The organism is Halorubrum sp. 2020YC2, from assembly GCF_018623055.1.
Taxonomy (GTDB): Archaea; Halobacteriota; Halobacteria; order Halobacteriales; family Haloferacaceae; genus Halorubrum.
The window spans coordinates 2,714,377-2,731,673 of the sequence record NZ_CP076019.1; the positions used below are offsets into that span (position 1 = coordinate 2,714,377).

16 protein-coding genes and 1 pseudogene are annotated in these 17,297 nt (G+C 69.2%); 7 read left to right on the forward strand and 10 right to left on the reverse strand.

The genetic code is table 11. From position 1 onward, the window contains the following. Window positions 1-104: 104 nt before the first annotated feature. A complete protein-coding gene (locus KI388_RS13575; protein ID WP_215087123.1) occupies window positions 105-806 on the forward strand; it encodes a TetR/AcrR family transcriptional regulator in 702 nt (233 codons plus the stop codon). 54 nt (window positions 807-860) lie between these two features. On the opposite strand, the gene KI388_RS13580 is transcribed toward KI388_RS13575, so the two are convergent. From KI388_RS13580 to KI388_RS13590, 3 genes and pseudogenes are all read right to left on the reverse strand, one after another. After that, window positions 861-1,256 carry a hypothetical protein gene (locus KI388_RS13580; protein WP_215087124.1) on the reverse strand — a complete coding sequence of 132 codons (396 nt, stop codon included), beginning with the start codon at window positions 1,254-1,256 and terminating at the stop codon, window positions 861-863. Continuing rightward, window positions 1,253-2,436: pseudogene (locus tag KI388_RS13585) on the reverse strand (thiolase family protein). The gene KI388_RS13580 and the pseudogene KI388_RS13585 overlap by 4 nt, the downstream one beginning before the upstream one ends. Then, a complete protein-coding gene (locus KI388_RS13590; RefSeq protein ID WP_215087125.1) occupies window positions 2,426-3,865 on the reverse strand; it encodes a CaiB/BaiF CoA-transferase family protein in 1,440 nt (479 codons plus the stop codon). Before KI388_RS13590 ends, KI388_RS13585 begins: the two are co-directional and overlap by 11 nt. 1,211 nt (window positions 3,866-5,076) lie before the next feature. Here KI388_RS13590 and KI388_RS13595 point away from each other — a divergent pair. Further along, window positions 5,077-6,927, forward strand: coding sequence for an orc1/cdc6 family replication initiation protein (locus KI388_RS13595; protein WP_215087126.1), 1,851 nt, complete (start codon window positions 5,077-5,079; stop codon window positions 6,925-6,927). A gap of 21 nt (window positions 6,928-6,948) precedes the next feature. On the opposite strand, the gene KI388_RS13600 is transcribed toward KI388_RS13595, so the two are convergent. Beyond that, window positions 6,949-8,118 (reverse strand): S26 family signal peptidase, encoded by a 1,170-nt coding sequence (locus KI388_RS13600; RefSeq protein WP_215087127.1) that lies wholly within the window; start codon window positions 8,116-8,118, stop codon window positions 6,949-6,951. 146 nt (window positions 8,119-8,264) lie between these two features. Here KI388_RS13600 and KI388_RS13605 point away from each other — a divergent pair, with 146 nt between their 5' ends. After that, a complete protein-coding gene (locus KI388_RS13605) occupies window positions 8,265-9,932 on the forward strand; it encodes a DNA-directed DNA polymerase II small subunit (RefSeq protein WP_215087128.1) in 1,668 nt (555 codons plus the stop codon). Between the two features lie 18 nt (window positions 9,933-9,950). On the opposite strand, the gene KI388_RS13610 is transcribed toward KI388_RS13605, so the two are convergent. The 4 genes from KI388_RS13610 to KI388_RS13625 form a co-directional block, all read right to left on the reverse strand. After that, window positions 9,951-10,583, reverse strand: coding sequence for a YigZ family protein (locus KI388_RS13610; RefSeq protein ID WP_215087129.1), 633 nt, complete (start codon window positions 10,581-10,583; stop codon window positions 9,951-9,953). After that, complete coding sequence (locus KI388_RS13615; RefSeq protein WP_215087130.1) at window positions 10,580-11,092, reverse strand: hypothetical protein; 513 nt, start codon at window positions 11,090-11,092, stop codon at window positions 10,580-10,582. The genes KI388_RS13610 and KI388_RS13615 overlap by 4 nt, the downstream gene beginning before the upstream one ends. Further along, window positions 11,089-11,694, reverse strand: a complete 606-nt coding sequence (locus KI388_RS13620; protein ID WP_215087131.1) for a hypothetical protein — start codon at window positions 11,692-11,694, stop codon at window positions 11,089-11,091. Before KI388_RS13620 ends, KI388_RS13615 begins: the two co-directional genes overlap by 4 nt. 97 nt (window positions 11,695-11,791) lie before the next feature. Then, window positions 11,792-12,706: an MBL fold metallo-hydrolase gene (locus KI388_RS13625; RefSeq protein ID WP_215087132.1), complete on the reverse strand. Its 915-nt coding sequence runs from the start codon at window positions 12,704-12,706 to the stop codon at window positions 11,792-11,794. A 136-nt stretch (window positions 12,707-12,842) separates the two neighbouring features. Between KI388_RS13625 and KI388_RS13630 the strand changes: the two genes are divergently transcribed. Continuing rightward, window positions 12,843-13,787, forward strand: a complete 945-nt coding sequence (locus KI388_RS13630) for an NAD(P)H-binding protein (protein ID WP_215087133.1) — start codon at window positions 12,843-12,845, stop codon at window positions 13,785-13,787. Continuing rightward, window positions 13,784-14,464, forward strand: coding sequence for a hypothetical protein (locus tag KI388_RS13635; protein ID WP_215087134.1), 681 nt, complete (start codon window positions 13,784-13,786; stop codon window positions 14,462-14,464). The genes KI388_RS13630 and KI388_RS13635 overlap by 4 nt, the downstream gene beginning before the upstream one ends. 76 nt (window positions 14,465-14,540) lie before the next feature. Here KI388_RS13635 and KI388_RS13640 read toward each other — a convergent pair whose 3' ends face one another. After that, the gene (locus KI388_RS13640) at window positions 14,541-14,708 is read right to left on the reverse strand and encodes a DUF5786 family protein (RefSeq protein ID WP_004599209.1); all 168 of its coding nucleotides are present in this window, start codon (window positions 14,706-14,708) and stop codon (window positions 14,541-14,543) included. A 124-nt stretch (window positions 14,709-14,832) separates the two neighbouring features. Here KI388_RS13640 and KI388_RS13645 point away from each other — a divergent pair, with 124 nt between their 5' ends. Next, window positions 14,833-15,882: a DUF5784 family protein gene (locus KI388_RS13645; RefSeq protein WP_215087135.1), complete on the forward strand. Its 1,050-nt coding sequence runs from the start codon at window positions 14,833-14,835 to the stop codon at window positions 15,880-15,882. 81 nt (window positions 15,883-15,963) lie between these two features. On the opposite strand, the gene KI388_RS13650 is transcribed toward KI388_RS13645, so the two are convergent. Then, window positions 15,964-16,248: a DUF2795 domain-containing protein gene (locus tag KI388_RS13650; RefSeq protein ID WP_215087136.1), complete on the reverse strand. Its 285-nt coding sequence runs from the start codon at window positions 16,246-16,248 to the stop codon at window positions 15,964-15,966. 157 nt (window positions 16,249-16,405) lie between these two features. On the opposite strand from KI388_RS13650, the gene KI388_RS13655 reads away from it, so the two are divergent. Next, entirely contained in the window at window positions 16,406-17,296 is an 891-nt protein-coding gene (locus KI388_RS13655) for a PHP domain-containing protein (RefSeq protein ID WP_215087137.1), read from the forward strand. Window position 17,297: the final 1 nt, after the last annotated feature.

Below are 17,297 nucleotides of genomic sequence, written 5' to 3' on the forward strand. Positions count from 1 at the left end.
ATAGGGTTTGACCAAGAGGTTAAAAGTTTACCGGGCGGTAAACGCGGCGATCGGAGAAAGAGGAGGAGCAATCGTATTATGTACCTCACACGTAGAGTGTGGGTATGAGCGAATCACACGGCGGATCGGCGAGCGAACCCGCCGAGTCCCCGGCCGACGACGCCGACGCCGGCGACGCCGACGCCGGCGACGCCGACACCGGCGACGAGACGGTGTCCTCCAAAGACACGAAGGAGGTGATCATGGAGGCGACGTTCCGCGCGCTGAGCAAGCACGGGTACAAGGACCTCCGGATGCGCGACATCGGCGAGGAGATGGACCTCACCCGACAGGTGATCCACTACCACTTCGACGGGAAGTACGACCTCATGTCCTCGTTCCTCGAACACATCATCGACCAGTACGAGGGGAGCGTGGTCGTCGAGGGGGACGCCGACCCCCGGACCGAACTGCGCGCGCGCGTCGACCAGTGTCTGTTCGGGCCCGAGTTCGAGGAGTTCAGTCACTGGGACCGGATGAAGGTGTACCACGAGCTGTACACGCAGGCGCAAAACGACGGCGAACACCGGGAGGTGTTCAACGAGCACTACGAGCGGCTCCGCGGCAGCATCGTCGAGGTGGTCGAGGAGGGGATAGAGGACGGCGTCTTCCGCGACGTCGACGCCGAACGGATGGGCCAGCTGGTGACCGACGTCATCCACGCCGCCCGCGGGCGCCGGATATCGCTCGGCCACGACGACGCGCCCGCAGAGGCGCGGAAGGCGATGGACGAGTTCATCTTCGAGTCGCTGGAACGGACCGAGTAGGAGGGTAACGGCAGAGGCGGTCGAACCGAGATTCGCGGCGGCGCGCTTTCGATTCTACGAGTCGTCGACCGCGACGAGCCGCGGGTCGGTCTCATCGCGCCCGTCGCGAAGCCGGTGGGAGCCGTCGAACCGCACGGCGTCGCCGGGAGACAGGTCGCCGTCGGCGGCCTGCGCGATCAGCCGGACCTCGTCGAACCGGACCAGCGCGAGGTGGTTCGGCGCGCGGACGTCCGGCGGCGTGGTCTCGACCGTCGTCGTCGCGACGACCGCCCCCGTTTCGAGTCGAACCGTCGAGGCCTCGACCGAGGAGCGGCCGCAGCCCGGGCATCGGCGGCGGTCGTAGTACCAACGGCGCCCGCAGTCGTCCCAGACGAAGGCGCGGTCCGCGCGGAGGTCCCGGTCCGCAGGCGAAGCGGGCGTCGGGGGAGAGTCGTCGTTGGACTCGGTCACGCGCGCAACACCGTACAGACGCTGTTGTTTCCGAAGCCGGCGACGTTGATCGCGAACCCGGTTTCCGCGCCGTCGACGCGCCGGGTCTCGGGGGGTCGCCGCGCAGTTGCCACACGAGTTCGACGATCTGTGAGAGCCCGGTCGCGCCGAGCGGGTGGCCCCGCGCCTTCAGCCCACCGCCGGGGTTGACCGGCAGGTCGCCGTCGAGCGCGGTGTCGCCGTCGAGCGTCGCCTCCCACGCGGTCCCCGTCTCGTAGAACCCCAGCTCTTCGAGTTCGATCAGTTCGAGGACGGTGAACGCGTCGTGGATACAGGCGACGTCGACGTCGTCGGGACCGACTCCGGCGCGGTCGAAGACGCGCTCGCCCGCGGTCCGGACGGAGTCGATCGAGAGGGGGTCGGGACGCTCGGCCACGGCGTGGGTGCCCGTCTCGCTCGCGATACCGGCGACGCGGGGGGCGTCTCGGGGGCCGGGATCGTCACCCGCAGTCCGCGCCAGGACCGCCGCGGCGGCGCCGTCGGACATCGGACAGCAGTCGTACAGGCGAAGGGGGGCGGCGACGACGGGCGAGTCGAGCGCGTCCGCCACGTCGATCGGCTTGCGGAACTGGGCGACAGGGTTGTCGACCGCGTTCCCGTGGTTCTTGCTCGCGACCGCGGCGAGCGACTCGCGGGGCGCGTCGTGGCGGTCGAGGTAGGCGCCCGCGGCGAGTCCGCCGAAGGAGGGGAGGGTGATCCCCTGCGCGTACTCCCGCCGGTGGACGAGCCGGCTGATCGCCTCGGTGACGCTCCGCGTGTCGCCCGCGGACATCTTCTCGGCGCCGACGACGAGGGCGACGTCGGTGCCGTCGTCCTCGGCGCTCCCCGTGGCGCCGCTCTCGACGCCCTCGACCCCGCGGTGGAACGCGCTCGCGCCGGTCGCGCTCGTGTTCTCGACCCGGTCCGCGGAGGCGCCGTCGAGCCCGAGGGCGGCCGCGAGCGCGTTCGCGAGGCCCGCGCTCTCGTCTAGCGCCTCCGCGAGGGCGTTGCCGAAGTGGAGCGCGTCGACGGCCGCGGGGTCGACCGCGGCGTCCGCGAGGGCCGCTTCGGCGGCCGTGGCGGCGAGATCGGTGGGCGAGCGCCCGGAGTCGCTCTCGAACGGGGTCATCCCGACGCCGGCGACGCGCACCTCAGTCGTCATTCACGTCGTCCGCGTCGCCGGCGTCGTCCGGGTTGCCGGCGTCGTCCGCGTCGCCGGCGTCGTCCGGGTTGCCGGCGTCGTCCGCGTCGCCGGCGTCGCTCTCGTCGTCTTCGTCCCCGAACACGCCGAGTTCCGCGAGGCGGTCGATCTCCGCCTCGGAGTAGCCGCGTTCGCGGAACACCTCGCGGTTGTGTTCGCCCAAGAGCGGGGGCGGAAGTTCGAAGCCGCTCTCCGCGTTGCGGAACTTGAGCGGGTGCTCGATCACGGGGACCTCACCGAGTTCGGGGTGTTCGATCTCGGTGACGGTCCCTCGGGCCTCGATCTGCGGGCTGTCGAGCGCCTCCTCGACGCTGTACACCGGGCCGGCGGGGACGCCCGCGTCCTCAGCGATGACCTCGATCCACTCGTCCGTGGTCTTGTCCGCGAGGGTGGCCTCGATTTCGGCTTCGAGTTCGTCGAGGTGCTCCACGCGGTCCGCGTTCTGCTCGAAGCGCTCGTCATCCGGGAGATCGGGCCGGTCGAGCGCCTCGCAGAGCTCGCCCCAGAGCTTCTCGTTGAGGATACAGATGTTGATGAACCCGTCTTTCGTCTCGAACGTCTGGTAGGGGGCCAGCACGGGGTCTTTCGTCCCCATGCGCTTCGTCTCCTCGCCCGCGAACACTATGCCGGCCTGCTTGGTGAGCCACGGGAGGGTGGCTTCGAGCATCCCGAGGTCGATGTACTCGCCCTCGCCGGTCTGCCCCCTGCGGTAGAGGGCCGTGGTCGCGCCGAACGCGGCCCACATCGCGGTGATCAGGTCCGTCATCGGCAGGCCGACCTTCACCGGCTGCCGGTCCGCCTCGCCGGTGACGCTCATGATCCCGCTCATCCCCTGAATGAGCAGATCGTACCCGGACCGCTCGCGCCACGGGCCGGTCTGTCCGAACGCCGATATCGCGAGGTAGATCAGGTCCTCGTTGTGGTCGGTGAGCGTCTCGTAGTCGACGTCGAGCCGCTCGGCGGTGCCGGGGCGGAAGTTCTGGATGAAGATGTCCGCCTCCTCGACCAGCTCGTATAACGCCTCCTTGGCGTCGTCGTTTTTCAGGTCGAGTTCGAGGCTCTTCTTCCCGTAGCTCAGCGTCCAGTAGTACGGCGACTCGCCCTCGATGAACGGCGGACCGGAGTGCCGGACCGCGTCGCCGTAGCCGGGCTGTTCGATCTTCACGACCTCGGCGCCCTGGTTCGCCAGCATCGCGGAGCAGAACCCGCCGGTGACGAACGTCGAGAGGTCGATGACGGTAACGCCCTCCAGAATTTTCCCGCCGACCGGGCCGTCGCCTGTCGCCCCGGACGGAGAACCCCCGGTCTCGGTCTCAGTCCCGGCTCTGTCGGTATCGCTGGTTCCGGCTCTGTCGGTATCGCTGGTTCCGGCTCTGTCGGTATCAGTCACCGAACCACCCCGTCTGACGTGGCCGTTCGTGTCATAGGTGTCCGTACAGTTTGTTTACCGGTTGGTAAAACTATCGGCGTCGACCGTGATATTCGTCGCTCGTCGAAGATTTCGGTCGGACGTCCCTCGTCGAACGCCGTCGGTCGAGCGTCGCCGGCTGGGCGTTGCTCGTCAAACCTCCCCGGCCGGACGTTTCAGGTCGAGCGCCATCGGCCGCCCATCGGTCTCGGACAACGGAGTCGGTAACTGGGTGTCGAGTTCGATACCTTCCCCCCCACCCCTTCGTTTCGGGTGGAACGGTGTGGATGGGTCGGGTGGTGGGCGGTGATGCGGTGGGGGTCGGTGCGGCGATCGTAATTATCGAACTATATTTAGATAAAACAACTACAGCTCTACTAATATAATTTTGAGAGGATTGTCGAGGGTACTGTTGTACAGATATTATATTAAAACTACCGGTGTGTAAACACCCCTCCCCGCCCCTCCCCACCCCAGTTTCCCGTTCCACCCGAAACGAAGGGGTGGGGGGGTCCACCGAATCGGGACCATCACCGTGACGTGATATATGTGACATTACACCACGGGAACCCACGGCAGACGAACTCACGGTAAAAGAACTCACGGCAGAAAGACTCACGGCAGAAAGACTCACGGCAGAAGAACCGCCGACACAAGGAACCATGGCACAAGCAAGTGTGATATAACTAACTACGACACGGAAAACCGGACGGGTTCAACGGAGCCGGCAGCCGACACTCGAGAGAGACCTCGGCAACCCCGGGAATGAAACACCGACATCGGGACCGGTCAACGGCCTAACGAGCGGACCGACGGTGCGACGGGATCCGAAGTGCGACGGGATCTGGACGCCGAACGCAGGGGAACGTACTAGCCGGATCGCACACACCAAGCTCCCGCGTTCCACCGGAAATACTCCCGGTCGGATCCAGCCTTTGTCGATCTGAATCCGTCGCAAACGGGCGTAAGAACCTCTCGATCGACTCGAATCGCTTCGAGTCGACGCGGCGTCCCGTACGGGAGGACCGTTTCAACTCCAGAGAGGAACACTTTTGTACCGTCTCTTCATCTGGTTCGAGTGTATCAACTGGACGTGGTCGGCCTCCAATTCGACCACAGGTCCGTATTTCCGACGGGAGACGGCGTGAGAACCGACTCGCCCGACCGTCTCCACCTGAAACGGAGGGGTTCACATGGACGAAGGCGATCACACACCGCGGGCTGACGACGGCACCGACCCGGACGACGGCGACGGTCCGGAACGTAGCAACGACTCCGACGCCGACGAAGCCGAGGTCGGAAGTTCCGACTCCGACAATCCGACCGGAACCGACCCCGACTCCGCCGACGGGACCAGCCCCGGTAACGGGACCGACCCTGCCGATGGGACCGACCTCGGTTCCAGTCTCGACGTCGATTCCGACCCCGATTCTGACCTCGACGTCGATTCCGACCTCAACGGAAGTTCGGATCTCGGTCGGTCAGACGTCGACGCCGATCCGGCGTCGGGGTCGACCTCCCCGTCCGACCCTCCGACCGGCGCCGCACCTGAAACCGCGGGGATCGGTAACGGGGGGCGCGACCGCTCGTCCCCGGACGTCGACCTCGACGGTGTCGTCCTCGACGACGAAGACGAGAACCAGGGGCTGTTCGACGACCTCCTCTCCGGCGAGCCGATATTCGAGAACAAGGAGGTCCTCCGCCCCTCGTACACCCCGCACGAACTCCCGCACCGGAACGACCAGATCAACCGGATGGCGACCATCCTCGTCTCCGCGCTCCGCGGCGAGACCCCGTCGAACATCCTCATCTACGGGAAGACGGGGACCGGGAAGACCGCCTCCGCCAAGTTCGTCTCTCAGGAGCTCGAGTCCACCTCACAGAAGTACGACGTTCCCTGCGAGGTCGAGTACATCAACTGCGAGGTGACCGACACCCAGTACCGCGTCCTCGCCCAGCTCGCGAACACGTTCATCGAGGAGAATCAGGAGGTCATCTCCGACCGCCTCGACCGCCTCGAAGCGCTCCGGGCCGAGGCGACCGACGCCGAGGAGGCCGCCGGCCGCGACGCGAGCGCCGCGCTCGCCGGCACCGAGTTCGACTCGGTCGCGGAGCTCGACGACCGAGTCGAGACGTTGGAGGACGACGCCGACGAGATGGAGGAGGTCCCGATGACGGGGTGGCCCACCGACCGCGTCTACTCGACGTTTTTCGAGGCGGTCGACTACCACGAGCGCGTGGTCGTGATCATGCTCGACGAGATCGACAAGCTCGTCGAGAAGAGCGGCGACGACACCCTGTATAACCTCTCGCGGATGAACTCCGAACTCGACCGCTCACGCATCTCGATCATGGGGATCTCGAACGACCTGAAGTTCACCGACTTCCTCGACCCCCGCGTCAAGTCGAGCCTGGGCGAAGAGGAGATCGTCTTCCCGCCGTACGACGCCAACCAGCTCCGCGACATCCTCCAGCACCGCGCCGACACCGCCTTTAAGCCCGACGCGCTCACCGACGACGTGATCCCGCTGTGCGCGGCGTTCGCGGCGCAGGAACACGGTGACGCGCGCCGCGCGCTCGACCTCCTCCGCACCGCGGGCGAACTGGCCGAGCGCTCGCAAGCCGAGATCGTCGCGGAGAAACACGTCCGGCAGGCGCAGGACAAGATCGAACTCGACCGTGTCGTCGAGGTCGTCCGGACTCTCCCCACCCAGAGCAAGATCGTCTTATTCGCCGTGATACTCTTAGAGAAGAACGGCGTCCACAACATCAACACCGGCGAGGTGTTCAACATCTACAAGCGACTCTGCGAGGAGATCGACGCCGACGTGCTGACCCAGCGGCGCGTCACCGACCTCATCAGCGAACTCGACATGCTCGGGATCGTCAACGCCGTCGTCGTCTCGAAGGGCCGCTACGGCCGGACGAAGGAGATGGGCCTCTCCGTGCCCGTCGAGGAGACCGAGGCGGTCCTCCTGTCGGACTCGCGACTCGGAGACATCGAGAACGCGCAGCCGTTCGTCCAGGCCCGGTTCGACAACTGACTCGCGCCGTCGAGACGCCCGCTACGCCGCCGGAGCGGACGAAGCGAGGGCCGGACCCGCCGACGGAAGGCCGCTCCCCACCGTCCCCGCTATCGCCTCGTTCAGCTCCACCTGCCCCGTCGCGAGCAGGCGGATGTACCCGAGGTACGGGACCCGGAGGCGGGCGACCCCGTCGACCCACTCGGCCTTGACCGGCGGCGAGAGGCCGCTGGCCTGGTCGTAGGCCCCGTTATTGTCCCCGAGCGTGATGTACCCGTCGTGCGGCGCCGGGCAGTTGGCGAGCGACCCGCAGTCGACGGCGTTGTGATACTGCCCGTCGGCGCGGTCGTACCAGTTCTCGCCCTCGGTAACCCGGAACATTGCCCGGTGGATGATCGGCGATCCGGTCCGCTCGGGGGGCGTGTATATCACGACCGAGCCGTAGGAGCCGAACGTCCGGTAGTCGGCTTCCGCTCCCGCCTCGTGGGTCACGACGCCGACGCCGTTGTCGGCCGCGTCCGGCGCGAGCCGCCCCGGCTCCGTCACGAACACCAGATCGCCCACCCGCATGTTCGGCTCCATGCTGCCCGACTCGACGGCGACCATCGGCGGCCAGATGCCGCTGACGCCGAACAGCAGCAGCCCGACCAGCAGGACGACGCCGACGCTCGACAGCATCTCTCGGAGCCACATCAGCGCGCCGTCGCGGTCGTGACGGAACCGATACCACAGGGAGTCGTTCCCGTCCGGCTCCGACGGCTCGGACGCCTCGGCGCGATCCTCGCCGGCGACTTCCCCCCCGACACCGACTGACTCGTCCCCGTCCCCGGTCTTCCCCGCGTCGGACGCGGACCCGGATCCGAACGCAGTCCCAGACGCGGACACGGCACCGGATCCGGACGGGGTTCGCTCCCCGTCCGGTACCTCGGAGTCGGGTCCGGTTCGATCTCCGTCCGGTACCTCGGAGTCGCCGCTCGGCTCGCTCGTCTCGGAATCGTCGGCAGGCTCGCCCGCGCGAGAACCACCGGTCTGCTCGTCCGGTCCGTCGTCGACTGTGGGATCGCCCTCGGCCGGGTCATCGGGGGCGTCGCCGCTCGGCTCGCCGGCGATTTCGCCGTCCGACCTGTCGAGGCGGTCCTCCGACTCTTCGCTTCTCGACTCGTCTCGACCGGCCGACCCGTCGGCGTCCGTCGGCCGATCCCCTTCGTCCATTACGACGGCATTGGCGGGTTTCGTTCATAAGCTTCCGGGTGCGGACGTCGCCTCCGGCTTTGCGCCCGACCCGACCGACGGCTCAGCCCGACGGCCGGCCCGACGCCTCCGGAACGGTTTTGACCGAGACCCACCTTTCGAGTAGCGTGCCGCTGGAGTCGAACGCCCGGATCGCGAAAGCCCTCGCCGAGCGCGGCTACAACGCCGAGCGCGAGGCGGTCACCCTGCTCGCGGGCGCGACCGACCCCGCCGCCGCCGTCGCGGCCGCGGTCGACCACGCCCCCGACGAGGCCCTCCGGATCACCGCCGACCACGTCCGCGAGGCCACCGCCGACGGCGAGAGATCGACGGCCTCGCCCGAGGAGACCGGACAATCTCCAGTTGAAACGAAGGGGTCTGGCAACCAAGACCACGGACGGTCCGCGACGGGATCCGAGCGCGTGGCCCCGGACGCCGCGACCGCCGGTTCCGGAGCCGCGGCGAGCGTCGGTTCCGAGCCCGTCGACTCCCCGACCAGCGACTCCGAACGGACCGCTCCGACGAGCGATTCCGACCGGTCTCGCGACTCCGAACGCTCTCCGGATTCCGAACGCTCTCGGGACCCCGACCTGCGCGACCTGGAAGTCGGCAACGACATGACCGGCCGCAGCACGGGGACCGGCGAGTACGCCGACTTCGTGACGACGTTCCGCGACCGCTACGAGCGGCTCTCGAAGATCCTCCGCGGCCGCGTCAACCACCGGCCCGCCGAGGCGATCGCGAACATGCCCGGGGGCAGCGACGCCGCGATGATCGGCCTCGTCAACGACGTCCGCTCCACCAAGTCCGGCCACTGGCTCGTCGAGCTGGAGGACACCACCGGGACCTTCCCCGCCCTCGTGATGAAGGACAAGGGCCTCGCGGACCTCGTCGACGAGATCCTCTTAGACGAGTGCGTCGCCGTCGAGGGGACGCTCGCTGACGACGCCGGCATCCTCTTCGCGGACTCGCTCCACTTCCCCGACGTTCCCCGAACCCACAACCCGGGCGGGGCCGACCGCCACGTCCAGGCCGCGCTGATCTCCGACGTCCACGTCGGCAGCGACGAGTTCATGGCCGACGCGTGGCACAGCTTCACCGACTGGCTCCACACGCCAGAGGCCGACCCCGTGGAGTACCTCCTGCTCGCGGGCGACATGGTCGAGGGCGTCGGCGTCTACCCCGACCAGGACGAGGAGCTGGACATCGTCGACATCTACGAGCAGTACGAGGTCTTCGCGGAACACCTCAAGGAAGTGCCCGCGGACACCGAGGTCGTGATGATCCCCGGGAACCACGACGCGGTCCGGCTGGCCGAGCCGCAGCCCGGGTTCAACGACGAGATCCGGTCCATCATGGACGTACACGACGCGCGGATCGTCTCGAACCCGGCCACGGTCTCGGTCGAGGGCGTCGAGGTGCTGATGTACCACGGCGTCTCGCTCGACGAGGTGATCGCGGAGCTACCCGAGGAGAAGGCGAGCTACGACGAGCCGCACAAGGCGATGTACCAGCTGTTGAAGAAGCGCCACGTCGCGCCGCAGTTCGGCGGCCACACCCGCGTCGCGCCCGAGGAGCGCGACTACCTCGTCATGGAGGACGTGCCCGACGTGTTCCACACCGGCCACGTCCACAAGCTCGGGTGGGGGAAGTACCACAACGTACTCGCGGTCAACTCCGGCTGCTGGCAGGCCCAGACCGACTTCCAGAAGTCCGTCAACATCGACCCCGACGCCGGCTACGCCCCCATCCTCGACCTGGACACCCTCGACATGACGGTCCGGAAGTTCTCGTAGCTCCCCCGTCAGCGGACGTCAGCGACCGATCTCCACCCGACCGCTCGTCGCGTCGTTGAGCCGCTCGCGGAGTTCCTCGACCTCCGCGACCGGCACGCGAAGGTCGAACCGGACCCGCTCGCCGTAGTCCGCGTCGAACTCGAAGCCCGTCGACTCGATCACGCCTCGAACGGTCCCCGAGTCGTCGTACTCCGTCTCGACGACCAGACTCCGGTGCGGTCGCTCCTCGATCACCCCGGCCGCGTCGACGCCGTCCTTCGCCGCGCGCGAGTAAGCTCGCGCGAGGCCGCCGACCCCGAGGTTCGTCCCGCCGTAGTACCGCGTCACCACCGCGGCGACGTTCCGGACCTCGCGCTGCTGGAGGACGTTCAGCGCCGGCTTCCCCGCCGACCCGGTCGGCTCGCCGTCGTCGGACGAGTACTCCCGTAACATCGGCTCCGACCCCGGCGCGCGCTCGGAGGGTTCGCCCGCGGGAACCCGGTAGGCGGGCACGTTGTGCGTCGCGTCGGCGTACTCGTCCCGGACCGCCTCGACGAACGACTCCGCCGCCTCAACCGTGTCGGCGGGCGCGACGTGGCCGAGGAACTCCGACCCCTGGACCTCGAACCGGGCGGTGGCGCGCTCGGCCACCGTTCGGTACGCGTCGGTCACGACGGCTCTCCCGCGGTCCGCTCCTCCTCGCTCCCTTCCCGTTCCGCCGTCTCGGCCTCCTCCGTCCCGGCCTCGCCTCCCCGTCGGCGCTCGACGACGACGCTCGTCGGCGGCGCGAGCCGGTACAGCGCGAGGTAGGCGGCGACCCCGACGGCCTCGACGGCCGCCGCGGCGACCGCCAGCGGCTCCGCCGCCAGCGCGGCGACTGCTCCGGTCCCGTGCCACGCGACGAACCCGCCGAGGAACGTCGCGAGCGTCCCCGCGCCGAGCGCGTACAGCCGGCGGTACTCGCCCGCGCGAAGCGTCGCGACGGCGACCGCCACCGCGAGCGCGCTCCCCGCGAGGAAGAGGTAGGGTCGCGCGTCCGGCGGGGACCCGAGCCGCGGCCACGCCCACAGCAGGTGGACCGCCGCGGCGACGGCCGCGGTCTGGACCGCGACGCCCCGGAGGACCCGCTTTCTCGGAGCGTTCCGCCCGCCCGACGGCTCCGCGGTCGGGTCGCCGCTCATTCCCACGGATGCTTCCCGCGCGCGTCGGGCCACAGGGGGTACCAGTAGGACTCGTCGTCCTCTAAGCCGAGTTCGCCGTCGAGGACCGACTGGAGCTTGAACTCGATCCGCTGGTTCCGGTCGTCCGTCCCCCGCGGCGCGAACGGGTAGTACGCGCCGCGCCGGAACGAGTAGATCCAGTAGGCCGGCCCGTCGCCGCTCTCGAAGCCGAAGACGGCCGCGAGCAGCCGCGAGCCGAACCCTTCCTCGATGAACTGGTCGGCGGCGAAGTGGACGCTCGTCACGAGGTCCTCCGGGTCGTCGTCCTCCAAGACGAACCAGTGGTAGCCGTGGTCGTCCTCGTGGCGGTGGAACCCCGTGCCGGTCTCTATCTCGCCGGCCTCGAGGATGGCCTCGACCGTCTCGACCGCGTCGTCGAAGCGGGTGCTGTCGACGCCGGAGAAGCAGAGCGCGGCCTCCCCGCAGTGGTCGTAGCCGAGGTCGGCCTCCATCGTCATGTACGCGGTCGACATCCCGAAGAGGTCCTCGGGGTCCGCGTCGCGGGTCGCGTCGGTCTCCGCGCTCGTCCCGAGCACGGCCCGTATCGTGTCGAAGATGCCCATCTGGGCGGGGCTACGGGCGGCGGGGTTTAGGGCGTTTCTCTCGGCGGGGCCGCGACGCGGCCGGGTCTCGCCCGGCTACCGCGTCGCGGCCGGCGAGTCACTCCCCGTCGTCGACGCGGTCGAGGTACGTCAACACGCCTCGCGTGTTCAGGCTCGTGTTCGCGCGCGCCCGCTCCGGGTTCCAGTAGTCGATGTCGCGGCTCGCCGCCTCGAAGTGGTCGACGACCGCCTCGTCGTCGTCGAGTTCGGCGCGCTTCTCCCTGACCCGCTCGACCCACTCGACGAACGCGCGCTTCGCCTCCCCGAGCAGGTCGGCGTCGCAGCTCCGCGGTCCGAAGTGGCCGAAACAGACCGTCTCCGGGTCCAGATCCTCGATCAGCCGGATGTCGTCGAGACACCGCTCGAAGTCGAACTGCGGCGGCGGCGACGTCGGGGTCACCGCGTCGATTTCCGGGACGTAGATGCCGGCGGCGTCGGCCGAGAACACGACCGCCGCGTCGGGGTCGTGGTAGACCGCGTGGTGGGGCGCGTGCCCGGGCGCGTCGTGGACGACTAACTCGCGGTCGCCCAGGTCGATCCGGTCGCCCTCGCTCACCCCCTCGATCCGGTCGTCGGGGACCGGCCTCGGCTCCGCGTAGTACTCCCACTGCTCTTCGACCGCCGACTTGGTGCCGGCGACGAGGGCCTCGGGGTCGACGAGGTGGCGGACGCCCTCCTCGGGGACCCGGACCTCGGCGTTCGGGTAGCGCTCCGCGAGGTGGCCCGCGCCCCCGGCGTGGTCGAGGTGGGCGTGGGTGGGGAGGATCCACGCGAGTTCCTCGCGGGAGACTCCGATCTGCTCGATACTTTCGAAGAGGGCCTCCCGGTTCGCCCCCGTGCCGGTGTCTATCACGATCGGTCGCTCGGCGTCGTACACGTAGACGGCGCCGTACTCGTCGGTGTCGAACATGCCGGTGTCGTGGACGTACAGGTCCTCGACGCCGCGGACCGGTTCGAACTCGCCAGCGCGCATACCGGACGAGGAACCCGGGGGCACTTCTAGCGATCGGTCCGCGAGCCGACTCGCTCGGGGGCGCTCGCGACGACCGCGCCCCCGAGCGAGGTCCGTCCGGGCCGAGGCTTATGGTCGCTCCGCCCGAGGGAACGGTATGCGAGTGCTCGTCACCGGCGCGACCGGATTCGTCGGGAACCGACTGGTCCCGACGCTCCTCGCGCGCGGCCACGACGTGGTCGCGCTCGTCCGCGACGCCGACGGCTACGCGGCCCCCGACGGCGTCGCCGTCGTCGAGGGCGACCTCTTGGAACCGGAGACGCTCCCCCCGGCGTTCGAACTCGACGGCGAGACCGTCGACGCCGCCTACTACCTCGTCCACTCGATGGACGGCGGCCCGGGCTACGAGGAGCGGGACCGGAACTGCGCGACCAACTTCGCCGCGGCCGCGTCGGAGGCGGGGATCGACCGGATCGTCTACCTCGGCGGGCTCGGTGAGGACCGGGACGACCTCTCCGAACACCTCCGGTCGCGGCGCGAGGTGGAGCGGATCCTCGGGGAGGGGGGCCCGGCGCTCACGACGCTCCGGGCCGCGATCATCATCGGCGCCGGCAGCGCCAGCTTCGAGGTGATCGCCGGGCTGGCGCGGCGGCTCCCGGTGATGATCACCCCGAAGTGGGTCGACACGCTGTGCCAGCCGATCGCGATAGCCGACGTGGTCGCGTACCTCGCGGGGGTCCTCGACGCGCCCGAGACCGCGGGCGAGACGTTCGAGATCGGCGGCCCAGAGGTGTTGACCTACGCCGAGATCCTCCGCAGAACCCGGCGACAGCTCGGCGGCGGCCTCCGGATCGTCAGGGTCCCGGTGTTGAGCCCGGAGCTGTCGGCCCGGTGGCTCCGGCTCGTCACCGACGTGAACCCCTACCTCGCCCGGTCGCTTGTCGAGGGACTCCGCAACACCGTGATCGTCGAGGACGACCGGATCCGAGAGTTCGTGCCCGTGGAGCGCACGTCCTTCGAACTGGGGGTCGCGCGGGCGCTGACCGAGTCGCGGAACGCGGAGGCGTCGCGACTGAGCGCGCTCCCCGGGGTCTCGCCGTGAGCCGCGAGTACGGGGAGACGTGGGTGTACGAGAGCCTCGTCGGGGGGATCCCCGGACTCGGCATCTCGCGGACCCTGGCGGTCGCGCTCCAGTTCGTCATCTTCGAGGTCGGCGTGGTGGGGCTCGGCTGGTACTACGGGACCTGGGACGCCGTGGCGGCCGGGACGGTCGCCGTCGTCGTCGCGGCGGTCGGCAGCGTCGAGATGCACCGGCTGGGCGCGAAGAACCGGCTGCTCGGGACGCCGCCCGAACACAAGCGGCTGCTGTTCGGGTCGAGCATCGAGATCGTGTTGGGCGTGCTGGCGTTCATCGCGCTGGTGACCTACCTGTTCGCGTGGGACGGGGCCGCGGGACCGACGCTCATCGACCGGCTGTTCGGGTCGGACCCGCCGCTCCCGGTCGTCTACCTCACGCTGCTCGTCCTCTGGGACCTGACGTACCGGATCGGCACCTCGTGGTGGAGCGCCGTCGTCGCGCTGTGGCGCGCGGTCCACGTCGACCTCTCGCCCGAGGAGCGGAAAACCGTCCGGCGGCTCGACGCCGAGAACATCGGGTTCTCGGTCGTCCAGCTCGCCCTCGTGCCGTTCCTGCTCACCGAACCGGTGCTGCTCGGCGCGGTGGTCGGTCACGTCGTCGCGGTCGCGGTCGTCTGCTCCGCGGCGATCTGGCTCTCCTGAGCGCCGTCAGTCGTTAGCACGTCGCTATCCGGGTTTCGAGAACGGAGTCAGAAGGCGCGGCGTCGCCGCGGCCGCGTCACTTCCCCTGAAGCTCTTCGAACTTGTCGAGGAGTGCCTCCGTCGAGTCGCCCGAGTCGTAGGTCAGGGAACCGGAGTACTCGGGCCGCTCCGCGTCGAAGTCGGCGTCGACTTCGCTGGTCTTCTTCTCGCGACGCTCGTGTTCGGCCTCGTCATAGGCACCCATTGACATGGTACACCCACACTTGGCCGTTTCCTGTAATATACCTGTCGCCAAAAGTATCATAAACCGTGATCGACCCTCCCCTCCACCGGAATCGATTAACCCCGCGGTGTGATACCACACGCACGTGGCACAACCGCTCCGTTTCAGGCGCTCGCCCGGCCGGTGGACCGCGGACCGAGTCCGGTCGCAGATCGGCCGCTCGCTCGACGAGAACCTCGGAGCGACCGCCGGCGACCCGTGGTTCGCGCCGCCGCCGGACTACGAGGCGCGCCGGTTCGACATGGACGACGGGTCGTTCGCGCTGTTCTGCTGGACCGACGACGACGCCGACCCGCCGGCGGGCGCCGACGGCGGCCCAGTCGGGTACTGGCTCGGGAACACGGAGACGCCGAGCGAGCTCTGGCGGACGGACAAGTACGGGTTCGACGAGGTCCCGTACCCGGTCTCGCGGTGGGCGCAGCGGGAGCTGCTCGCCGGACTCCACGACGACGAGCCGTGGCTGGCCGACTACCCGCACGTCTCGTGGTACTTCCTCCCGGTGTTCTGCTCGAAGGACGGCGCGGAGACGAGCCGGGCGTTCTTCCGCGACCACGCCGCCGGGTTCCCGGACGCGACCCGCGACGCCGGGACCGGGTTCGTCGAGGAGACGCTCAGGCCGGGGACGCTCGACGGCTACCGCGAGACGATGGCCGGGAAGCTCGGGACCTCCGCCTCGACCGATCTCGTCCGCATGAGCGCGGCCATCGCCGAGTTCACCGCCGCCCGGATCCTCGCGGAGGCCGGGTACGAGGTCACTCCCGAAATCGAGGTGACGACGGGGCACTCGCTGGACTACCGCGCGACGGACCCGGAGACGGGCGCCGGCCGGCTCGTCGAGGTAACGCGCCCGCAGCCGACCGCCGGGCGCTCCGCGAACGACCCCGTCGCGGCGGTCCGCGACACCGTCGAGACGAAGACCAGCGGGCAGCTCGCCGCCCACGCCGGCGGCGTCACGCTGTTCGTCGACTGCTCGTCGTTCCCGGCCGACGAGTGGGACGCGGTGCGCGCGGCCGAACCCGCGGTCCGTCACAAGCCCGCCGTCGTGTACCGCGCCGAGCCGGACGGGTCGATAGGGGGGTACCGGAAGGGGTCGGTCCCGCTCGACATCTCCGGGGTCGTCGACCTCGGTTCGTAACTTCGCTGCTCCGCGGGGTTCAGCGAAGCTCCGCGATTGAGGTTCGAAAAAACGAGTGCGGATTCCGCGCGGTTCGCCGCGTCAGAACGAGACCGGCGAGGGTCCGTCCTCCGCGTCGGTGGTCGGGTCGCGGTCCGAGTAGAACCGACGGCCGACCCCGCGGTGACAGACGCCGGCGCGGATCGCGGTGAACACGTCCTCCGCGTCCTCGAACGTCTGGTCGCCGAACCGCTCTAAGACGTCGCCGAGCCGCTCGGACCCGTTCGCGAGCTCTACGGTCGCGTTTCCGTGAGCCGCGATGATCTCTTCAGAGGTGGTCGGGTACTGGTGCCGTTCGAGTCGGTCGTCGACGCCGTTCAAGCGCATCAACAAATGGAAACCGCCGATGGTTCTTAATGATTGTCCATGTACGACCTTAGTCGGAGGGCATACCTTATATCGCCTTATATCGGGTCGGACCGGGGGATCAGCCGACTCGCTCCGAACCGTCGTGGCTTAGTGCTGCGCGCGCCTTTTCACGTCTATGCCCCCTGAATCCGCCCGTTCCGCCGATTCCACCGATCCCGTCGTCGCTGACCTCCACGCGCACACGGTCGTCTCGGACGGCACGCTGACCCTCGACGAGGTGCCCGCGACTGCGCGCGAGGCCGGCGTCGACTGGGTCGCGGTCACCGACCACGACCGGATCCACCCGGGCCTCGACGCGCCGGTCGTCGAGCGCGACGGCGTCCGGGTCGTCCGCGGGATCGAACTCCGGGTCGACGCCGGGTTCGAGCGCCTCGACCTCCTCGGGTACGGCGTCGAGCACACCGACGCGCTCGACGCGGAGACCGACCGCCTCCAGCGCGACCGCCGGGAGCGCGGCGCCGCCATCCTCGACGCGGTCGAGGAACGGCTCGGCGTCGACCTCGACGTCGAACCCCGCGCCGGCCTCGGGCGACCCCACATCGCGCGGGCCATCGACGAGTCCGACGCGCCCTACGACTACGCGGGGGCGTTCGACGAGCTGATCGGGAACGACGGTCCCTGCTACGTCGCGCGCGACGTGACGCCGCTCGACGAGGGGCTCGACCTGCTCGCAGACGCCTGCGCGCTCGTCGGGCTCGCCCACCCGTTCCGGTACGAGCGCGTCGACGACGCGCTCGGGATCGCTCGCGACCGCGACGCGCTCGACGCGGTCGAGCGCTTCTACCCGTACGGTCGCGCCGTCGACGACGCGCGGATCGACCGCCTCGCCGCCGAAGCCGACCTGCTCAGAACGGGCGGCACGGACGCGCACGAACGGACGCTGGGCGTCGCGGGACTGACGGCGTCGGCGTTCGAGCCGGTCCGCGAGCGGCTGCCCGAGCCGGTCCCGGTCGAGGAGTTCGCGGCCCGGGACGCCCCCGGCGCGGGGACCGACGAACAGGATTAAG

Excerpts from the sequence above, each read along its gene's own strand:
- KI388_RS13575 (WP_215087123.1), top strand. The coding sequence starts at position 105 with ATGAGCGAATCACACGGCGGATCGGCGAGCGAACCCGCCGAGTCCCCG.
- KI388_RS13595 (WP_215087126.1), top strand. The coding sequence starts at position 5,077 with ATGGACGAAGGCGATCACACACCGCGGGCTGACGACGGCACCGACCCG.
- KI388_RS13600 (WP_215087127.1), bottom strand. The coding sequence starts at position 8,118 with ATGGACGAAGGGGATCGGCCGACGGACGCCGACGGGTCGGCCGGTCGA.
- KI388_RS13615 (WP_215087130.1), bottom strand. The coding sequence starts at position 11,092 with ATGAGCGGCGACCCGACCGCGGAGCCGTCGGGCGGGCGGAACGCTCCG.
- KI388_RS13620 (WP_215087131.1), bottom strand. The coding sequence starts at position 11,694 with ATGGGCATCTTCGACACGATACGGGCCGTGCTCGGGACGAGCGCGGAG.
- KI388_RS13625 (WP_215087132.1), bottom strand. The coding sequence starts at position 12,706 with ATGCGCGCTGGCGAGTTCGAACCGGTCCGCGGCGTCGAGGACCTGTAC.
- KI388_RS13630 (WP_215087133.1), top strand. The coding sequence starts at position 12,843 with ATGCGAGTGCTCGTCACCGGCGCGACCGGATTCGTCGGGAACCGACTG.
- KI388_RS13640 (WP_004599209.1), bottom strand. The coding sequence starts at position 14,708 with ATGGGTGCCTATGACGAGGCCGAACACGAGCGTCGCGAGAAGAAGACC.
- KI388_RS13650 (WP_215087136.1), bottom strand. The coding sequence starts at position 16,248 with ATGCGCTTGAACGGCGTCGACGACCGACTCGAACGGCACCAGTACCCG.
- KI388_RS13655 (WP_215087137.1), top strand. The coding sequence starts at position 16,406 with ATGCCCCCTGAATCCGCCCGTTCCGCCGATTCCACCGATCCCGTCGTC.